Origin of the sequence: Mycobacterium sp. E1715 (assembly GCF_001667625.1) — a bacterium.
GTDB lineage: Bacteria > Actinomycetota > Actinomycetes > Mycobacteriales > Mycobacteriaceae > Mycobacterium.
This window is the reverse complement of sequence record NZ_LZJJ01000376.1, coordinates 1-18122: the sequence shown is the minus strand read 5'-3', so window position 1 is coordinate 18122 and position 18122 is coordinate 1. Positions and strand designations below refer to the sequence as shown.

The 18122-nt window shown below is 67.0% G+C and carries 18 protein-coding genes and 1 pseudogene; 10 read left to right on the top strand and 9 right to left on the bottom strand.

The annotated features are described in order from the left end of the window. The first annotated feature begins 147 nt into the window (after positions 1-147). Together A9X03_RS18850 and A9X03_RS18845 are read left to right on the top strand one after the other, a co-directional pair. A complete protein-coding gene (locus tag A9X03_RS18850; RefSeq protein ID WP_068262415.1) occupies positions 148-948 on the top strand; it encodes an enoyl-CoA hydratase/isomerase family protein in 801 nt (266 codons plus the stop codon). Then, positions 945-1703 carry an enoyl-CoA hydratase/isomerase family protein gene (locus A9X03_RS18845; RefSeq protein ID WP_068262412.1) on the top strand — a complete coding sequence of 253 codons (759 nt, stop codon included), beginning with the start codon at positions 945-947 and terminating at the stop codon, positions 1701-1703. Before A9X03_RS18850 ends, A9X03_RS18845 begins: the two co-directional genes overlap by 4 nt. 2 nt (positions 1704-1705) lie before the next feature. Here A9X03_RS18845 and A9X03_RS18840 read toward each other — a convergent pair whose 3' ends face one another. Next, a complete protein-coding gene (locus A9X03_RS18840) occupies positions 1706-2908 on the bottom strand; it encodes an acyl-CoA dehydrogenase family protein (protein WP_067781368.1) in 1203 nt (400 codons plus the stop codon). A 2-nt stretch (positions 2909-2910) separates the two neighbouring features. Then, positions 2911-3723 carry an enoyl-CoA hydratase/isomerase family protein gene (locus A9X03_RS18835; protein ID WP_067781365.1) on the bottom strand — a complete coding sequence of 271 codons (813 nt, stop codon included), beginning with the start codon at positions 3721-3723 and terminating at the stop codon, positions 2911-2913. Between the two features lie 100 nt (positions 3724-3823). Here A9X03_RS18835 and A9X03_RS18830 point away from each other — a divergent pair, with 100 nt between their 5' ends. The 6 genes from A9X03_RS18830 to A9X03_RS18805 are packed head-to-tail and all read left to right on the top strand — an operon-like array spanning position 3824 to position 9618. Then, positions 3824-5020 carry a cytochrome P450 gene (locus tag A9X03_RS18830; RefSeq protein WP_068262410.1) on the top strand — a complete coding sequence of 399 codons (1197 nt, stop codon included), beginning with the start codon at positions 3824-3826 and terminating at the stop codon, positions 5018-5020. Next, positions 5017-5814, top strand: coding sequence for an enoyl-CoA hydratase/isomerase family protein (locus A9X03_RS18825; protein WP_068262408.1), 798 nt, complete (start codon positions 5017-5019; stop codon positions 5812-5814). Before A9X03_RS18830 ends, A9X03_RS18825 begins: the two co-directional genes overlap by 4 nt. Before the next feature lie 9 nt (positions 5815-5823). Next, a complete protein-coding gene (locus A9X03_RS18820; RefSeq protein ID WP_067755111.1) occupies positions 5824-6639 on the top strand; it encodes an SDR family NAD(P)-dependent oxidoreductase in 816 nt (271 codons plus the stop codon). A 5-nt stretch (positions 6640-6644) separates the two neighbouring features. Continuing rightward, the gene (locus tag A9X03_RS18815) at positions 6645-7181 is read left to right on the top strand and encodes a nuclear transport factor 2 family protein (RefSeq protein WP_067755114.1); all 537 of its coding nucleotides are present in this window, start codon (positions 6645-6647) and stop codon (positions 7179-7181) included. Continuing rightward, positions 7178-8125: an SMP-30/gluconolactonase/LRE family protein gene (locus tag A9X03_RS18810; protein WP_067755117.1), complete on the top strand. Its 948-nt coding sequence runs from the start codon at positions 7178-7180 to the stop codon at positions 8123-8125. The genes A9X03_RS18815 and A9X03_RS18810 overlap by 4 nt, the downstream gene beginning before the upstream one ends. Then, complete coding sequence (locus tag A9X03_RS18805) at positions 8122-9618, top strand: adenylate/guanylate cyclase domain-containing protein (protein WP_082950436.1); 1497 nt, start codon at positions 8122-8124, stop codon at positions 9616-9618. Before A9X03_RS18810 ends, A9X03_RS18805 begins: the two co-directional genes overlap by 4 nt. A 13-nt stretch (positions 9619-9631) precedes the next feature. Here the strand turns inward: A9X03_RS18805 and A9X03_RS18800 are convergent, their stop codons facing one another. Continuing rightward, the gene (locus A9X03_RS18800) at positions 9632-10927 is read right to left on the bottom strand and encodes an amidohydrolase family protein (protein ID WP_067755120.1); all 1296 of its coding nucleotides are present in this window, start codon (positions 10925-10927) and stop codon (positions 9632-9634) included. 117 nt (positions 10928-11044) lie between these two features. On the opposite strand from A9X03_RS18800, the gene A9X03_RS18795 reads away from it, so the two are divergent. Beyond that, positions 11045-11263, top strand: coding sequence for a hypothetical protein (locus A9X03_RS18795; protein WP_067755123.1), 219 nt, complete (start codon positions 11045-11047; stop codon positions 11261-11263). Between the two features lie 11 nt (positions 11264-11274). On the opposite strand, the gene A9X03_RS18790 is transcribed toward A9X03_RS18795, so the two are convergent. The 6 genes from A9X03_RS18790 to A9X03_RS18765 are packed head-to-tail and all read right to left on the bottom strand — an operon-like array spanning position 11275 to position 17592. Next, positions 11275-12414 carry an acyl-CoA dehydrogenase family protein gene (locus A9X03_RS18790; RefSeq protein WP_068262405.1) on the bottom strand — a complete coding sequence of 380 codons (1140 nt, stop codon included), beginning with the start codon at positions 12412-12414 and terminating at the stop codon, positions 11275-11277. 2 nt (positions 12415-12416) lie between these two features. Further along, positions 12417-13460, bottom strand: a complete 1044-nt coding sequence (locus A9X03_RS18785) for an acyl-CoA dehydrogenase family protein (RefSeq protein ID WP_067755129.1) — start codon at positions 13458-13460, stop codon at positions 12417-12419. Positions 13461-13462: 2 nt separating this feature from the next. Next, positions 13463-14656 carry a cytochrome P450 gene (locus tag A9X03_RS18780; RefSeq protein WP_082950437.1) on the bottom strand — a complete coding sequence of 398 codons (1194 nt, stop codon included), beginning with the start codon at positions 14654-14656 and terminating at the stop codon, positions 13463-13465. 52 nt (positions 14657-14708) lie between these two features. After that, positions 14709-15158, bottom strand: coding sequence for a VOC family protein (locus A9X03_RS18775; RefSeq protein WP_067755132.1), 450 nt, complete (start codon positions 15156-15158; stop codon positions 14709-14711). Then, positions 15155-16339 carry a CoA transferase gene (locus A9X03_RS18770; protein WP_255369272.1) on the bottom strand — a complete coding sequence of 395 codons (1185 nt, stop codon included), beginning with the start codon at positions 16337-16339 and terminating at the stop codon, positions 15155-15157. The genes A9X03_RS18775 and A9X03_RS18770 overlap by 4 nt, the downstream gene beginning before the upstream one ends. Positions 16340-16353: 14 nt before the next feature. Next, positions 16354-17592: a CaiB/BaiF CoA-transferase family protein gene (locus A9X03_RS18765; RefSeq protein ID WP_067755138.1), complete on the bottom strand. Its 1239-nt coding sequence runs from the start codon at positions 17590-17592 to the stop codon at positions 16354-16356. Positions 17593-17699: 107 nt separating this feature from the next. On the opposite strand from A9X03_RS18765, the pseudogene A9X03_RS18760 reads away from it, so the two are divergent. Then, positions 17700-18122 (top strand): annotated as a pseudogene (locus tag A9X03_RS18760) (cytochrome P450); the annotation flags it as partial.

The following is an 18122-nucleotide window of genomic DNA, read 5'->3' as shown; positions in this document are numbered from 1 at the left end:
TCGATCGGAACCGCCGAACAGATCGAGGCCTTCACGGCGTTCCTGCAGAAGCGATCTCCGGCTTGGGCGGTCAGCCGCGATCGAGACGCGTTTGTCCAGACCCGACGACCGGCGTGGCTGGCGCCGCACGAGGACGGCTGACCGCCCATGACCGAGTTACCGCAGGGCACGTCGGAACTGACCGGGTGCGACGAGATCCTCGTTGCCGCCGACGGTCCCGTCCGGATCGTGACGCTGAACAACCCCGACGACGCCAACGCGGTCAACAACAGAATGCACACGGCATTCACGAGACTGTGGGCGACGCTGGCCGAAGATGCCGACGCGCGGGCTGTGCTGATCACCGGCACGGGCGACTACTTCTCCGCCGGCGGAAACCTGGTGGAGTGGCTGGAAACCCACGTCAACAACCCGGTGACACGCCGCGCCGGGATGCGCGACGCCCGCCGCATCGTGCGGGACATGATCGACTTTCCGCTGCCTGTGGTCGCGGCCGTCAACGGGCCCGCGGTCGGCTTCGGGTGCAGCATCGCGGTGTTGTGTGACATCGTCCTGATGTCCGACCGCGCGTTCTTCGCCGACACTCACGTCGCGAGCGGCCTGGTCGCCGGTGACGGTGGGTCGGTGCTGTGGCCACTGTTGATGAGCCTGCTGAAGGCCAAGGAATACCTGATGCTCGGCGAACGCATCAAGGCCGACAAGGCCGTCGAGTTGGGCCTGGCCAACCGCGTCGTGCCGCACGCGGAGATCAAGCAGGAGGGGCTGTCGATCGCCCACCGCCTGGCCGCGTTACCACCGAGGGCGGTGCAGGACACCAAACGAACGCTGAACCTGCACGCCCAGCGCGCGATCACCGGCATCCTCGAATACGGGATCTCCGCGGAGACAGAGTGTTTCACCACGCCCGAACACCGGGCCGCCATCGACAAGTTCCTCGGCCGACAGTGACGGACAGCGATCCGCTCATTCGCCGCGAGGACCGTGGCGGCATCGCCGTCCTCTTCCTCAATCGGCCACGCCGGCGCAACGCCCTCTGTTACGAAACCTGGACCGAGCTGTCGATCGCGCTCGGCGGAGTGGTTGCGTACGGCGACCGCGCGTTGGTCTTAGCCGGCGCCGGAGACTTCTTCTGCGCCGGTGGGGATTTGAAGACGGGGCCGGCACGCGGCGACGGTCCATTGGGCCCTGCCGGCCGCGTCGAGCACGCCCAACGCGTAATGGAACAACTCAAAGCTGTGCCGATACCGACGATCGCAGCAGTCGAGGGTGCGGCCGTCGGCCTCGGCTGGAGCTTGGCGCTGGCGTGCGACCTCGTCGTGTGCGCTTCCGACGCATTTTTTGCCGCCCCGTTCGTCGCGCGTGCGGTGGTGCCCGACGGCGGATTGGCCTGGCGCTTAACGCAGCAGCTGGGCCGCAACCGCGCTGCGTCGTTGCTGCTGCGAGGAACACGATTGCCGGCCGGCGAGGCGGAGCAGCTCGGGCTGGTGACCGAGATCGTCGAACCCGGATCCGCCGTCAGCCGCGCCCTGTCCATCGCCGACGAAATCTCCCGAGCCGATGCGGGGGCGGTGGAGATGACGAAGCGGCTGATCAATTCCGCCGAGGCCGCCCAGCTCGCCGCCTTCCATCCGCTTGAACTGGCGATGGCGACCGTGGCGCAACAACGTTCGGCGGCCGCCAAGGGCCGGGCCGGGTACGCCTGACGTCAGCGCGGCATCCCGAGGCCAACAGTCGAGATCAGATCGCGCTGGATCTCGCTGGTGCCGCCGCCGATCGTGTGGAGCAAGGACAGCAAGAGGCCTTCGGAGAAGTGCCCGTCGAGCACCGCGTCGGGATCGTCCGGCATGAGTTCGCCTGCCGGACCCAGGATCTGGGCCCCGAGTGCGCGCAGTTCGGCGGTCAGTTCGGAGTGATACAGCTTCGACAACGACGGAAGCGCGGGATCCAGTGCGCCGGCCGCCTGCAGGTGCGCTACGCGATACGACAGGGCGCGGCCCACCTCGACGCGTTCGACGGCGCGGGCCAACGCGATGCGGTTGGCCGGATCGGACAGCGGATCGTGCGCCGAGCCCTTCTGCGCGTGGCACCAGTCGATGAGCTCATCGAGGTAGCGTTGCGCCTGGGCCGCCCTGGTGACGTTCGACCGTTCGGCGTCAAGCAGCGCCTTCCCGACCGTCCAGCCCTGCCCCTCGGCTCCGACGAGGTTGGCGGCGGACACACGCACACCGTCGAAGAACTCCTCGGCGAAGGTCGGATACCCGGTCATGGACCGGATGGGCCGGCGCGTGATTCCCGGACTTTCCAGGTCGACGAGGAAGAACGAGATTCCGGCCTGGCGCTTGTCCTCGATGGGCGAGGTGCGCGCCAGGACGAAGATCCAATCGGCGAGCACGCCGTTGCTGGTCCACGTCTTCTGTCCGTCGAGGACGTACTCGTCGCCGTCTCGCCGGGCCGTCATGCGCAGCGACGCCAGATCCGAGCCGGCCTCAGGTTCCGAATAGCCTTGTGCCCACATGCGTTCCGATCGGGCGATCGCCGGCAGGTGCTCGGCCTTCTGCTCGGGCGTGCCGTATTTGAACAGCACCGGTGCCAGCATGTTGACTCCGTTGGTGTTCACCAGCGGTGCGCCCGCATAAGCGAGTTCCTCGCGGATGACCACCTGTTCGACGATCCCGCGTCCGCCGCCCTCGTACTCGGCGGGCCAGTGCGGCACGAACCAGCCCTGCTCGTGCAACTTTCTGCAGAACGAGACCGCACGTTCGTGGGCGTCGCGCGGCAGGTAGTCGGGATTGGCCGCCGTGCGGCGGAACTCGTCGGCGAGGTTGTCCGCCAGCCACTCGCGGATCGAAGTCCGCAGCGCCTCGGTGCTCTCGTCACCGCCGAATTGGATGAGGGGCTTGCACGGCATGGCTAGATGCGCTCGGTCGGTTTGGAGCCCTTCTTCATCAGCTCCGCCATGAATTCCTGGAATTCCTTGCTGCCGGTCACCATCGCCTGCAGGTCGTTGGAGGCCTGCTGGTGGGTGCGGAACCCCATCGTCTCCCACGCGCGGATGACGCCGGATTTGACGGCCTGCAACGTGATGAGCGGCGCCTTGGCGATTTGGGTGGCCAGTTCCTCCACGGTGGCCTCAAGCTTGTCGGCCGGGACCACCCGGTTTACGAGACCGAACTCGAGCGCTTCCGCCGCGCTCAATCGCTGGGCGGTGTAGAGGTATTCGGCGGCCCGCTTGTAGTTCATGAAGACCCACGGCTCGAACATGGTCTCGGCGCCCGGCAGGCCGAACCCCGGCACCAGGGGCATCTGAAACCACGCGTCCTCGGAACACACCGTGATCTCGGGGATCAGCGCCCAGGTGGTACCTCCGCCGATCGCATACCCATGCACCTGGGCGATCACCGGCTTGGGGAATTCCCACAACTTCAGCACCGGCCATAAAAACAACTGCGCGGCCGAACGCCACACCTTGCCGGACGCTTGCAGTTCGGCCATGAATTCGGGGTACGCACCGGTGGGGATGTGACCGGAGCAGAACCCCTTGCCGTTGGCCTTGATGATGACGACCTTGATGTCATAGTCGTACTGCGCATCGTCAAGCGCCTCGTTGACGCTGTGGACCATTTCCGAGCTCTGGGCGTTGGCGGCGTCCGGGTTGTTGAGGATGATCCGCGCGATCGGGCCATCTTTCTGGTAGATCACGTGCTCGAGTTCTCGCGTTTCCATCGTTCGTCCTCCTCAACACCGGGCAGACGATCACCACGCCGTCAGCATGGTGCAACTATACAGATAATGTATTAGTGTTCTTTGGGAAGGGACGGTGCCGATGACGACGATCGAGTTACGTTGGGATCCGTTCGACCGCGCGTTGCACGAGAATCCATATGGGGTCTGGAAACGGCTGCGCGACGAAGCGCCAACTTACTATAACGACCAGTACGGCTTCTACGCTTTGAGCCGGTTCGCCGACGTGATGGAAGCGTCGCTGGATACCGAGACGTTTTCCTCGTCGCACGGGATCACCCTCGACGCGATCACCGACGAGCCTTGGCCGCCGCCCCGGGCGATGATCATGATGGATCCACCCGACCACACCGCACTGCGAAAGATGGTCAATCGCACCTTCTTCCGCACTCAAGTCGCCCAGCTCGAGGACCGGGTCCGCTCGCTGTGCTGCGCCTACCTGGATGCGTTCGTCGGCACCGACGGCTTTGACTACGTGCGCGACTTCTCGATGAAGCTCCCGGTGATGGTGATCAGCTCGCTGCTGGGTTTCCCCGAGGAAGACCACGACAACCTGCGCGAGTGGTCGGATGCCCAGCTGCATCGCGACGAGGGCACGACCGAGCTGAATGAGGAGGGCCAGCAGGCCAACGTGAAACTGCTGGGCTACTACGCCGATCAGATTCAGCGACGGCGGGCCGCACCGACCGACGACATCGTCGGCAACCTGATGAGCTCCGACCTGGTCCAGGCGGGCCGCGAGACCCGCCTCCTGGACGATGGCGAAGTGTTGATGTTCATCGCGATGATCAACGTCGCCGGCAACGAGACCGTTGCCCGCTTGCTGGGGTGGGCCGCGCTGACACTGGCGCGATACCCCGACCAGCGGGCCAAGTTGGTCGACCGGCCCGACCTGATCGGCAACGCCGTCGAGGAACTGCTGCGCTACGACGCCCCCTCGCCGGTACAGGGCCGCTACACGAAACGCGACGTCACTTACAACGGCACGCTCATCCCGGCGGGCTCGCGCGTTGCCCTGCTGACCGGGTCGGCGGGCCGCGACGAACGCCAATACGAGAACCCCGACGTCCTCGACGTCGAGCGCACGGGAATCCGGCACATCAGCTTTGGCCATGGTTCACACTTCTGCCTGGGCGCGGCGCTGGCCCGCCTCGAGGCCCGGGTGGCGCTGGAAGAGACGTTGAAGCGTTTCCCGACCTGGGACGTCGACCGTGATGCCGTGACGTACGTGCACACGAATTCCGTGCGCGGCCCCGCCAGCGTGCCGATGCGGCTGTGACACCCGACCTCGCCGTCCGCACCGAAGGCACGGTGCTCTGGTTGGTCTTGGACCGCCCCGAGGCCGGCAATTCGGTGACGCGGGCGGTGCAGCAGGCCCTCATCGAAAACCTGCGCTCCGCGTCCGACGACGCGGGCGTCAGGGCGGTGGTGCTCACCGGCCGCGGTGACAAGCATTTCTGCACGGGACCGAATCTTCGGGACCCGGGAATGCAGCCCAAGAAGGACCGCATTGCGGGCGACGCCGCCCGCATTCTGCGTACCGGGTCTCAGGCGGTGGTGTCGGCGTTGCTGGACTGCGAAAAGCCGGTGTTGTGTGCGCTCAACGGGACCGCCGCAGGGGTGGGCGCCAGCATGGTGCTGGCGTGCGACCTCATCGTGGCCGCCGAAAGTGCTCGCATCATCGAGCTTTTCGCGCGGCGCGGGCTCGCACCGGACGGGGGTGCCGCCTATCTGCTGGCGCGCAAGGTTCCGTTCAACGTCGCAAAGCAGCTGCTGCTTTTCGGCGAGGAGCTCTCCGCCGCGGAAGCCGAGAGGATCGGCCTGGTCAATAAGGTCGTCGGTGCCGATGACCTGGAAGCCGAGACGGCCGCCTGGGCCCAACGGCTCGCCAGCGGGCCCACCCGTGCGCTGGCGGCGGCCAAGGCGATGCTGAATCAGGCATTCGACGTCGACCGCGATGCCGCGTTTCGCACCGAGGCGCTGTTGGTGGAGCAGGTCGCCGCGACCGACGACGTCGCCGAGGGCATGGCGGCTTTCACCGAGCGACGCGACCCGGACTTTCGTGGGCGCTGAGAGACGCTCATGACGCTGCACCGAAACGCCGCATCGCTGGACGGCCGGGTCGCCGTCGTCACGGGCGGGGGCGGTGGGATCGGAAGCGCCATCGCCGAGGCCCTCACCGAATTCGGCGCACGGGTGGCCATCTGGGAGAAGGACCATCCGAGTGCCACGGAGGTGGCCGCGCGGGTCGGCGGCCTCGCGTGCGTCACCGACGTGCGCGACGCCGAACAGGTCGACGCGGCGCTGGCCACGACCGTCGACGCGCTGGGGGTTCCGACCATCCTGGTGAACAATGCCGGCGGGGTCTTCTGGTCGGGCCTGCTGGACACCTCGCCCAACGGCTGGGATGCCCTGATCCGGATCAATCTGACGCAGGTGCTGCTCTGTACGCAACGCGTAGCGCGGGCCTTGGTCGAGGCGGGACAGGGCGGCAGCGTCATCAACATCAGCACCATCGAGGCGGTCCGCGCCGCGCCCGGGTTTGCCGCCTACGCCGCGGCCAAAGCGGGCGTGGTCAACTTCACCAAGACCGCCGCGCTTGAATTGGCACCGCACAACATCCGCGTCAACGGGCTCGCGCCCGACTTCACGCTCACCGAGAGCCTGCAGAAGATGGCGCCCAACGGCGTCGAAAACGCCAAACTCATGGTGCCGATGGGCCGCGCGGGCCACGTCGACGAAATGGCCGGCGCCGCAATCTTCCTCGCCAGTGACCTCAGCGCCTACGTGACCGGGCAGACGCTGCACGTCGACGGCGGGACATCGGCGGCCGGCGGCTGGTATCACCATCCGCAATCGGGGCGCTACGTACTCGGCCCCTCGACCCCGGTGCCCTAGCCCCGATGCACGACACCGAAATTCGGGACCTGTTGGCGAAGGAGGAAATTCGTCAACTGCCCTTCCGTTACGCCGCCGCGATCGAAACGCGGGACGTCGATGCGATGGCCGAATTGTTCGTCCCGCACGCCCGGTTCGGCGAGCACGGAGAGGGCCCCGAGGCGCTGCGCCGGCTGATGTCGGCCAGCGTCGACGGGAGCGTATTCGCGGTCATCCTCGTCGCTAACCACCTCGTCGAGCTGGACACAGCGGACCGCGCCCGCGGGCAGGTCTGGGCCCAGTGTTTCGCCCAGACCGACGCCGAGGGGTTTGTCGAACAGCTCATCAAGTACGAGGACCGCTACGAGCGGCACTGCGGGCGTTGGCTTTTCCTGCACCGAAGGCATCACCTGTGCTACGGCGTCAGCCGCCGGCCGTCGCCCCTGACACAAGGAGCCGCAGCCTGGCCACGAAACCAGACCGGCGTCGGCGACCTGCCGCTGAGCGACCCGGTCTTCACGGCTTGGTGGCAGAGCAAGGCCGACGGGGAAACGCGGCCGTGAGCTCCGGCCGTTGCCTAGCCGAGGGGCTCTCCTTCCCCGAAGGCCCGGTCGTCTACGACGACGGCTCCGTCGTGGTGTCGGAGATGGCGGCCGGCAGGATCACCCGCGTCCGCCCCGACGGTGTCACCGAGACGGTCGCCGAGACCGGCGGTGGCCCCAACGGGGTGGCCCGGCTTCCGGACGGTCGGCTGGTGGTCTGCCAGAACGGCGGCTCCACCTTCGGACTCGGGCCGTGGCCCTACGATTTCGTCGGCTGTGCAACACTTTTCCGGCCGGTGGGGGCGCCCGACCACCCAGTCACTCCCGCGCTGCAGCTGATCGAAGCCAGCGGTCGGGTCAGCACCCTGTGCACCGAATTCACCGCGCTTTCAGGCGGCACGCTGCCGCTGATGCGGCCCAGCGACATCTGCGTCGACGGCGATGGCGGCTTCTACGTCACCGACGGCGGAGTCACGCGAGGCCGCAACCGCGGCATGACCGGCCTGCTCTACGGCACCGTCGACGGTGGGCTTCGCGAGATCGTCTACCCACTCGAGATGCCCAACGGCGTGGCCCTGTCCCCGGACGGGGCGTTGCTCTACGTGGCCGAGACGCGAACGCGCCGGGTCTGGGAATTCGCGCTCGACGGCCCCGGAATGGTGACCCGGGCGCGCGGTCTGGCAACGGTGCCCAGCGGGGGCCCGCTGAATGTCGGAGGGGCGGACGGGCTTTGTGTCGACGCCGCCGGCAGAATCCTCGTCGCGACCCTCGGGACCGGCGGTGTCACCGTGATCTCCCCGACCGGCGAGCTGTTGGGCGCGATTCCCGCCGACGATCCGATGACCACAAACGTCGCGCTGAGCCCCGACGGCGGCACCGTGTTCATGACGTTGGCATCATCGGGACGACTCGTCAGTGTCGAGAGCTGGCGGGGAAAGTCGACCGCCGCCCGGCAGTCGCCGTGAAGCCCGTCCGGCGCCGGCTGCGTTCGCCGTTCGCTCCCGCCGGCAAATCGCTCGTGATATCGGGGGCGATCGTCCCGACCGTCACTGGCTCGGTCCTGATCGCGGCATTGACCGCGTGGGCCCTGCCGACGGGTGCGGCGCTCCGCGAACACCACGTGATATTGGTCAACATCGTTGCCGGCGTCTGCTATTCGGGCACCGCCCTGCCGCTGGCCGCGATATGCGGGTACACCTTGCTGGGCCTGCCCGCGGGGGCCAACGATGCCACCGCGCGCCGCGTCGTCCTGGCCATCCCGATGAGAATGGCCGTGATCCACGGAACGGTATGGTCGGCGGCCGCCGTCATATTCGTACTCACGAATTTTCGCACCCCCTGGCTGGCCGCAACCCTGGGAGTTTCGATCCTGCTCGGTGCCGTCGTGACAACCGCGCTGTCCTATTGGATGTGCAGGTTTGCGCTGCGGCCGACGGCGGCCAGGCTGCTCACCGAAGACCCGCCGTCACGGCCACGGGGGCCGGGTCTTCGGCTGCGAGCGGTGAGCGCCTGGGTGATCGGAACGGGAGTACCGACGCTGATGGTCATGCTCGTCGCCGCGAGCGCCCTGTTCGTCGAGTACTCCGCTCATCGGCTTGCGCTGGTCGTACTCGTCCTCGTGGGTTGCGCCATGGCCTGTGGCCTGGTGGTCGCCGCATTCAACGCGTCAACGATCGCCGATCCCATCGACGAGGTCAGGCACGGCATGCAACGCGTGCAGCGCGGCGAATTCGACGTGTCCGTTGCCGTTTTCGACGCCTCCGAGCTCGGTCTGTTACAGGCGGGCTTCAACACCATGGCGACCGGACTGCGGGAACGAGAACGGCTGCGCGACCTGTTCGGCCGCCACGTCGGCCAGGATGTGGCCCGTCTGGCCGAGCAACTCGCCGCCGCCGGTGACCAGATCGAGATGGGCGGTGTCAACCGCGAAGTGGCGGTGTTGTTCGTGGATCTGGTCGGCTCGACGCGGCTGGCCACCACACTGGAGCCGCCCGAGTTGCTGGCGACGCTAAACGACTTCTTCACGATGGTCGTGAACGCGGTCGAAGCGAATCGGGGCTTCGTCAACAAGTTCGAAGGGGACGCCGCGCTGGCGATCTTCGGCGCCCCCCTCGACGACGATGACCGCGCCGCGCATGCGCTGGCGACGGCGCGCGAACTCAACAGGATTTTGAATCCGCCCGGCGCGCCGATCAGGGCCGGCATCGGCGTCTCGGCCGGCATGGCGGTGGCCGGCAACGTCGGCCACCCCGGCCGCTATGAGTACACGGTGATCGGCGACCCGGTCAACGAGGCGGCGCGGCTCACCGACGTCGCCAAGCTGTCGGTGGGCGTCGCCGCGTCCGCCGTGGCGCTGGACATGGCCGATCAGGAGGAGTCGCACCGATGGCGGGTCGTCGACTCGAAAGTGCTACGCGGACGGGCGAATTCGACCGACATCGCCGTCCCGGTCGATTGAAGCTCCGTGCGCGTCAGACCTTGTGAGACTTCTGCTCTTCCATCTTGTCTATGAATGCGTCGAATCCGATGCCGCCGTGGCCGGCCATGACCTCGTCGTAGTCGTACTCCGGCGGGTTGCCGCCGTTGGGGCGCCACCCGGCATCCGCGGTGCAGGACTTGAAGCCGCCCTCGGGGAAGGCGTACCAGCGCCGCGTGTTGAGTTCGACAATCTTGGCGGCCTCCTCGTCGGGCACGTCGGCGAGCATCTCCTCGGCGCGCGCGCGGCTCTTGGGCCAGAAGGAGTCGGAGTGCGGATAGTCGCATTCCCAGGTGATGTTGTCGATCCCAATCTGGTGGCGCATCGACATGCCGACTTCGTCCTCGATGAAACATCCGGAGATGTTGCGCCGGAACAGCTCCGACGGCGCCACCGTGGGGTGGATGTTCTGGTAGAACTTGTGCTTGCGCCAGACGTAGTCCGCGCGTTCGACGAGGTACGGCATCCAGCCGACGCCGCCTTCGGAGAACGCGACTTTGAGGTTCGGGTGCTTGTGAAACACCGGCGAGAAGATGAGCTCGGTCGCCGCGGCCATGGACGTTGTGCCCATCAAGGTGATCATCACCGCGAAAGGTGCCTCCGGTGCGGTCTGGGGCGGGAACCCGCCGCTGCCGAAATGCATCACCGCGGTCAGGTTCGTCTCTTCGAGCGCCGACCACACCGGCTCCCAGTACGCGGTGTGGTAGCTGGGCAGCTTCAAGTTGGTCGGGTTGTCCGGCAGCCCGATCGCCCGTGCGCCCTTGGCCGCCACCCGCTCGATCTCGGCGACGATCAGGGCCGCGTCCCACAGCGGTGTGATCGCCATCGGGATGAAGCGGGCGGGGTCGGTGGCGCACCATTCGTCGAGCGAGAAGTCGTTCCACGCCTGGACGGACAACTGGGCGAGTTCCTTGTCCTCGCCCTCCAGGAAGACGGTGCCACAGAAGCGCGGGAAGGACGGAAAGCACAGCATGGCGTGCACGCCGTCGATGTCCATGTCCGCCAGTCGGGCTTTCGGGTCGTAGCACCCGGGGATCATGTCCGCGTAGCGGATTGGGTCGACACCGAACTCCTCCGGCGACTTGCCGGCGACGGCATTCAGCCCGATGTTCGGATAGGCCCTGCCCTCGTAGACCCACTGCTGCACCGGCGGAGCCCCGTCGCGCGGGAAATCGACGATGCGGGGACCGGCGTCGAGGAATTTCTTCGGCAGTCGGTCCGCCCAGACCTGCGGTGGCTCGATCAGGTGATCATCGACGGACAGGAGCTTCATCGAAGGTTGCAGCGGCATTGTGGGAGTCGTCTCTCGAAGTCGTGCGATACGGTACAAGTGAACAGATTCTGACTATTTGACTATAGCGCCGATGGTGGCCGGAGCCCAAACGAACAGGGCGCATCAAGGAGGACCATGACAACATCCGATAGCCCACAGTCGCGCATCCCGCACGACGATTGGGCCGACCAGGACCTGCTCACCAAAGGTGAGGCGGCCGAACGGCTCGCCGCCGAGATCGCCGAGGTCGCTGCCAAACTCGGCGCGTCGGATGATCAGGACGCGACCCTGATGCGACGACTCAACGGGCTCCAGGAGGCCTACAAGCACCTGACGCGGGACCCACAGGGCTGACCCCGCTCCACTCAGGCGCGCGGCAAGCCCAGCACCCGCTGGGCGACGATGTTGCGCTGGACCTGGGCAGTTCCGCCGTAGATGCCCGCGGCGCGCGACCACACGTAGATATCCCATTCCAGGCCTTCGGTGAGCAGCGGGCCGCTGGCCGAAAGGTCCATCATGGCGTGGGCGAAGAACTGGTCGGCACGTGTCATGAGCAACTTGTCCACCGAACCCTCGGGCCCGGGAAGCCGGCCGTTCTTTCGCTCCGTGAGCGATCTCATGACCTTGATCTGCAGTGCCCGCAGCTCCACGTAGGCCTGCCCGAGCCGGGCCCGAGCCGACGGCGAGTCTTCGAGCCAGCCGACGCGAACGTCGTCCTCGAGGCGACGTAGCTGCGTCTTGAGCCGGCCGATCCAGTTGATGTCGCTGGGACCGCGCTCGTAGGCGAGCAGCTGGTTGGCAATGGACCAGCCCTCCCCGCGCCCGCCGAGCAGGTTGCCCGCGGGTACATCGACGTTGTCGAACGTGATCTCGGTGAACTCGCGGTTGCGCGCGGCGTTCACGATGGGCCGCACTTCGATGCCGGGCGTCGACATCGGCACCAGCAACACGGAAATGCCGGCGTGCTTCGGTGCGTCCGGCTCGGTGCGGCACAGCAGGAAGCACCAGTCGGCAACCGCACCGAAGCTCGTCCAGATCTTGCGGCCGTTGACGCGAAACATCTCACGCCCGCCTGCGTCGAGGCAATCGGCCCGGGTCTTGAGGCCGGCGAGGTCGGATCCGGCCTCGGGTTCGGAGAACCCTTGACACCAGCGCACCCGGCCCGACAATAGCCCGGGCAGCAGCGTGTCGCGCTGCTCGTCGGTTCCGAACAGGCGTAACGCGTTGCTGAGGTGACCGACGCCCTCGATGGGCGCGGCGCCGGCCCGCCCGAGCTCGTCGTTGAGGATCGCCTCGTAGACCGGCGCCTTGCCATGCCCCCCATACTCGACGGGAAAGGACAACCCGATGTAGCCGGCTTCGTAAAGCGTTTGGTGCCAGGCATTTTGCGCGTCAGCCCGCGCCGCCGGGTCGTCGGGAATCGCGGCGGCGGCGGCGTGCTCGGACAGCCACTGCCTGAGCTCGGCGCGGAACTGCGCTTCGGGTGCGCTGTCGTTGAAGTCCATGGCTAGGCGAGTTCCCGGTTCGCCAGCCGCAGCGCGGCGATGGCCTCGTAGTGCACCGTCTCGTCGCCGAACAACCGCCGGTCCAACAGCGCCCGACGCAGCCGCAGGTGTGAAACGTGCTCCCAGGTGATCGCGATGCCACCAAAGACCTGCACCGTGGTTTCCACCACCTCCCGGCCCGCGGCCGAGGCGTATGCCTTGGCCGTCATCGCCGCCAGCCGCGCCTCGTCGGCCGGCGAGTGGTCGATCGCCCACGCGGCGTGCCAGAGGCAACTCCGGGCGCCTTCGACTTGCACCAGGGCATCGGCGAGCAGATGACCCACGGCCTGAAACGAGCCGATCTTGACCCCGAATTGAGCCCGCTCGCCCGCATAGCGGACCGCGTCGTCCAGGGCACCCTGCATGATGCCGACCAGGTCGGCGGCGACGGCGGTCATCGCCAAGGACTCGACCCGCTGCCACCGTTCGTCTTCGATGGCCTCGCCGGTCACCACCGCCGAAGCGACCGAATCGGCTGGCAAACAATGGAATTCACGGGTCAGGTCCAGTCCGCGCGGGTCGGCGCCGCACAGTGGTGCGCACACCAGCCGACGTTGTCCGTCGGTGCGGGCGGTCAGTAGTCCGTGGGTGGCGCCCGCGGCGTCGAATGCCACCCCAGGTCGGTGAGCCGAGCCGAAACCCATCAAGTCGGGGCCGAGCACCGGCGCCAGCCGAAGGCCGCCTTCCGCGACGAGCTCCAGTTCCTTCTCGGCTCCGGCCGCCTCCAAGAGCTCGGTGGCCAGCACCGCCTGGCCCACCACCGGAACGGCGCTGAGGGTTCTGGCGAGTTCTTCGATCACGACGACGGTTTCGACGCCGCTCGCCTCGAGCCCGCACAGGCGCGGTGAACGCAACGTCGGCACACCGAGATCCACCAGGCGGCGCCACTGGGCGTCGAGCGCCTCGCCGGTCGGGATTTCGTCCGCGCTGGAAACCCCCACGCTCGCCCCCAGCTGCGCGGCGGTGTCGCGGAGCAGTTGCTGCTCGTCGGTAAAGGCGATCTCCATGGTCAGCGCAGGGTCATCTCCACGCTGGTGTATCCGCGCACCGTCGCGGTAAGCACGCGTTCCCGAGCCCCGATGGCGTAGTCGGGAAACCTGTCGGCGATGTACTCGAACACCAGCTGCGCCTCGCGGCGAGCCAACCATTGCCCGAGACAGATGTGGATTCCCCACCCGAAATACACGTCGGTGCCGCGCGGCCTGTCGATGATGAAACGGTCGGGATCGTGGTAGCGCCGTTCGTCGCGGTTGGCGCTGCCCAGGAGCAGCAGCACCCAGTCGCCGGCGTCCATGGTGACGCCGTGTCGCTCGACGGGCCTGGTCAAGGTGCGAGCCACCCAGTGGCTCGGCGTGTCGTAGCGCAGCGCCTCGTTCACCGCGGCGGGAATGACGCTGCGGTCCTTCACGATGCGCTGCCACTCCTCGGGGTGCTCGGCGAGCGCGACGAGGCCGTTGGAGATCAGCTTCTGCGTGGTTTCCGAACCGGCGGCCGACAGGAGATTGCAGAACATGAGCACCTCGTGCGGGGTCAGGGCGCGCTGGCCGCCGGCCTCGGGGTCGTCGAACGTGGCTTGCAGCACGACGCTGATCAGGTCGTCACCCGGGTCGGTGCGGCGCCGCTCGATCAGGTCACCGATGTACTGGCTGATCAGGCGGTTGGCCTCGATGGCTTTGGCCGGCATCGCGACCTGCCCTTCCTCCCGGGTGAGGAAGGCCTCCCACCAGACGCGCAGCTGCGCGCGGTCGCTGTGCGGCACGCCGAGCAGATCACCGATCACGTCCGTGGGCACCGAGAACGCGAACGCCTCCATCGCGTCGACGGTGGTACCCGGTTGCAGCCGGCCAAGGTGCGTGTGGACCACGGCCCGCAGGGCAGACTCCATGGCGGCGACCGCTTTTGGCGTGAAGAACCCTTTGAGGACCCCGCGAATGCGGTCGTGGCGAGGCGGGTCCATCGAGATCACCGAGTACTTCCGTCCGTCGTTGTCCGGGTTCTCCGGTGCCGGACCGCGCTTGGACGAGAACGTCTCCCAATTCCGCAGAGCCTGCGACACGTCGTCGAACCTGGACAGGACCCACCAGCGGTTTTCGGGATCCCGGTAGACCGGCGCCTCGTCGCGCAATCTCCGGTACACCGGGTACGGATCGTCGAAGATCGCCTTGGAGAACGGCGAATACATCAACTCGCTGGTCGCTGGCACAGCCCTGACTCTATCATCGCAATGAACAATCGGACGTTGAGTGACTAACTGCTCAGTCGCTCGGCGCCGTGCGCTCGATCAACTCGATCCAGTTGCCGTCGGGGTCAGTCGCCATCAGTCCCCGGTTGCCGCCGTCGAATGTGACCGTTCGTTCCGGTCGGGCTTGGCCACCCAGGCGCTCGATACGCGCGACGACCGCGTCCGCGTCGTCGACGCGGAAAGACAGGTGCGTGAAGCCCACCGCGTTCATCCGGCGGGGTCGGCGCTTCTCGCGCACGCCCGGTACCGGGTAGCCGAGCAACTCGAGGCGAAATCCGTCGCGTTGCAGGTAGACCAAGTCCAGCACCAGCCCGGGCACGCCCAGCAGCCGTGCCGTCTCGGGCCCGTCGACCGTCAGGCGGCCGCTTTCGTCGAATCCCATTGCCGTGCAATAGAATCGGACGGATCTTTCGAGATCGCTGACGCACAGCCCGATATGGGTGAGGCGGTCACCGGGGGTCATGCGGTGTCGTCGGCAAGTTCGTCGAGCAGCGCGTTGTGTTCCCCGAGCAAGGGTGGCCGTACGGGCCCGCCCGCAAGAGTGGCGCTGAAAAGGTATGGCGTGCCCGGATAGCGGAACGTCTCCCGCAGTTCCGGGTGGTGGACCGGCACGTGAAACCCGCGGGCGGCGATGTGTTCGTCCTCGAAGGCCTCGTCGGGTGACAGCACCGCTCCGGCGGGGAATCCGCGTCGCTGGCTCTCCAGGAAGTACTCATTCGCCGGCATCCGGGAAGCAATCAAGGTGATCGCGTCGCGGGCCGCCATAAGTATCGCGGTGGTCTCGTCGTCGGCACCGATCATCGCGATGTCGACCGGCTCGTCGCGAGAGGCGGCCATTTCCAGGAACACCGCCTCGGGAAGCTCGTCGGTCAGGCCAAGGTCCGCGAGCCAGGTCAGCAGGTTCGCGAATTCGGTCGGCTTGCGGGGTAGCACGCCGGTGGTGGCGTAGGCGCCGTCCGCGCACCGGACCTGCGTCGGTTGGCTCCGCGTGAAGTACGCGTGACGGCCGGTCTGGCGGACGCACGTCTCGTTGTTGACCAGCCAGTGGTACGTCGTCTGCTCCGAACTGACGTTGCAGGCCGCATTGACGCTGACGTCGACGAGCTGACCCTGGCCGGCCTGGTCCCGGTGCGCAAGGGCCACCAGCGCTCCGATCGCGCAATACAGGCCGGCGAGGTTGGCCGACTGCTCGCCGGCGCCACGGACCGGCGGCAGGGAGTGATCGTCGTAGCCGCAGTTCCAGACCGGACCCCCGCCGGCGAGCATGGTGAGGTCGGTGACGGGTTGGTCGGCCCGCATGCTGTCGAGGCCGAATGGGGTGACCGCCACCCAGATCAGGGACGGGTGCCGGGCATCGCCGACGGGGCCGGACCCGGAGATGACGATGTCGGCGCCAGCGATCAGGCGCCCCAGTGCGTTGGCACCCTCCGCGGTGTCGAGATCGACGGTCACCGACCTCTTGCCCACGTTGCCGCTCCACCAGCGCAGGCTGGTATCCGACCCGATGTTGTCGTGTGCGAACGGCGGTCGTGACCGATGTGAAGATCCCGCGGGAGGTTCGACCACGACGACCTCCGCGCCGAGTTCGGCGAGCAACCTTCCCCCGACGGGGGTGAACTGGCCGCTGATCTCGACGACGCGAATCCCGCTCAGCGCGTTCAGATCACACCCCGCTTCGTCAATTCGTCCAGCTCCTGATCACTGCGCCCGAGCAGCCCGCCCAGCACGTCTCGGTTGTGTTCGCCCAGACACGGCGCGGCCCGCGAAATGCTCCACGGCGACGCCGACATTCGCAGGGGAACCCCTTCGACGCGCACCGTCCCGATCTCGGGGTGCGTCACGGTCGGAAACAGTCCCCAGTTGGCGAGGTCCGGGTCTTCGTCGATCCGTTCCCGCGGCGACTTCACGACACTCGCCGGCACCCCGGCCGCAGTGAGTTCGGCTGCCAGCGAGGAGGCTTCGCGGGTCCGGGTGCAGGCGCTGACGAGTGCGTCGAGTGCGTCGGCGCCGAGCAACCGCTGCTCCAGGGTGGCGAATCGGTCCTCTGTCAATCGCGGTTCGTCGACGACTTTGGACAGCAGGGCGACGTCCCGGTCGTCGCGGCAGGCGATGGCGACCCACCGGTCCTCGCCCAGGCACGGGTAGATCCCATGCGGGGCCATTTCACCGAAGTCGGCGTGGTTACCGTCCGGGAACCCCGGCCGGCGCGCGGGCCGCTCGTTGACCGTCCAATCCAGCACCTCGGTGGGCAGCATCGCGATTCCCGCAGGCACCGTGGCCAAGTCGATGTGTTGACCCTCGCCGGTGCGTTCGCGCTGATGCAGGGCCGCCAGGATCGCGACCGTCATGTAGTAGGCGGCGACGTGGTCCATGTACGAGTAACCCCATCCCGCGGGCTCACGGTCGGGCAACCCGGCTGTGAAGGTGAGCCCGCTCAGCGCCTGAACGATGGGACCCCAGGTCTTGAAATCGCGGTAGGGGCCGCTATGTCCGAAGCCGCAGTTGGAGACGTAGATGATGTCCGGCTTGATCCGGCGCAGCTCGTCGTAGCCGAAACCCATCCTGTCCAGCACGCCGGCGGCGAAATTCTCGCAGACGATGTCGGACAGGGCGATCAGCTCACGCAACAGCTGCTTGCCTGCCTCTTGACGCAGGTTGATGGTCACCCCGAGCTTGCCCACGTTGTGGTTGTTGAAGCCGGCACCCAGATTCACGCCCCGGCGCTCGTCGACGAACGGGCCGACGCCGCGCAGCGCGTCCCACATCCCGCGCGTTGCGGGGTCTTCGACTCGGATGACCTCGGCACCGAAGGCGGCCAGGATCTTCGTCGCCCCGGCGCCCGCCAGTTGACCGCCGAGGTCGCATACCCGAAGGTGGGACAACCCGACGCTCACCATGCAACAATAAAACAGATTTTGTTCTTCTGCCAATGCCGCGCCGCAGCCAGGCCGGCGGGACGGCTACTCGCAGATTAACAGTTGATGTTCTATTGTTCAGTCTTATGGTGACGATCACAGCGGCCCGCTTCGACGAGCCGGCGTTCTACCTCGGCGACCCGAACGCCACATTCGCGCAGTTGCGCGAACACGATCCCGTGCATTGGTACGAGGAGGGCCAGTTCTGGGTGATCACCAAGTACGAAGACATCAAGGGTATCTCGGCTCGACCCGAGAGGTTCAAGTCGGAGCGCATTGGGATCATGATGGATCTGATCGCGCACCGGGAGGGCCGCGACCCTCAGGGATATGGCAACCGCGGCATCATGTTCATGGATCCGCCGGTGCACCGAGTGCACCGCAAGGCCGTCGGCGTGCGGTTCACGCCGGCCGCGGTCGCCAAGATGGAGGCCCGGGTACGCCAGGTCGTCAACGATGCGCTCGACGACCTGCCGAACGGTGAATTCGACTGGATTCAACGGGTCGCCGAG